The sequence below is a fragment of the Bacillus sp. AP50 genome (assembly GCF_040492675.1).
GTDB lineage: Bacteria > Bacillota > Bacilli > Bacillales > Bacillaceae_G > Bacillus_A > Bacillus_A cereus.
The window spans coordinates 1-1,040 of the sequence record NZ_JBEUTW010000367.1 but is presented as its reverse complement, the minus strand read 5'-3'; the positions used below and the strand labels follow the sequence as shown (position 1 = coordinate 1,040).

The following is a 1,040-nucleotide window of genomic DNA, read 5'->3' as shown; positions in this document are numbered from 1 at the left end:
ACATAACTTATTACTAAACTGAGAAAGGGTAAATTATACTTTTTTATACGAACTTAACAAAGAGTAATTGTTCAATTGATTTATTACTTATTTCCCCAAAAAATATAGTCCTTCCTAAATTTATTAGGAAGGACTATATACAAACCCCTGTTTAATTTCCTACTAAACATTGTAACAAATTAAACGATATTAATACCTGCACTTACAAATCCAGCAACTGCAGCTATTGGACTTGCTGCTGTTAATGAAACATACAGTAGTATTTTATCTCCAGCAGCTACTGGAATAGCTTCAGCTATGATACCTGATGCTGTAGAACCAATCGCTATTGCGGCAAATGCTGGTGTTAATAAAAGAGGTGCGCCTTGTACTGTAAACGTATTGCTTGCTGCAGGTGCAGTTAATATTTGTATTTGCACTTGAACAGGTGATATTGGAGCTAATGCAGCTGTTGCACTAAAGAAACCTGCTAATGACGTGATAGTTCCTGCACGTGGTGCTACAAATGCATAATCACCTACACCTAATGCTAATGTGATACTAGTTCCACCTGTTAATGCTACACCAGGCTGACTAAATCCAAATCCAAGAAGAGTTCCTGTATTAGCTACTAACGCGTTAACTAACGCAGATGGTGTTGTACCTGAAGCAAATGGAATAATAGCTCCGCCACCAGCTGCACCAGTTGCTCCTGTTAAGCCCGTTGCCCCTGTTGGACCTGTTTGTTGGACCTGTTGGACCTGTCGCCCCTGGAGTAGCATTGATTAATTGGATTAATAAATTAAAAAGAAGTTGTAAAGTTGCAGAATCAACATTTGAGTTGCAGGATATAGGGATAAGATCTAAAGCGAAGAAGAATTGTGCAAGGGCGCTATAAAATTGTTGCAATAATGTTGACAATTGTCCTAAATTAGGTGCTGGAGATTGTAATAAAACTATAATACTTTGAGTTAATTGTTTCAAAAAATTAACTTCTGGGGAAGGTAATAAGGAATTTAAGAAAATTAAAAATTGATTAAATAAATCGAGTAACACTAATC

General features: G+C 36.4%; 1 pseudogene. It reads right to left on the bottom strand.

Going from position 1 to position 1,040, the window contains the following annotated elements:
* Positions 1-179: 179 nt before the first annotated feature.
* Positions 180-1,040 (bottom strand): annotated as a pseudogene (locus ABWK52_RS22535) (exosporium glycoprotein BclB-related protein); the annotation flags it as partial.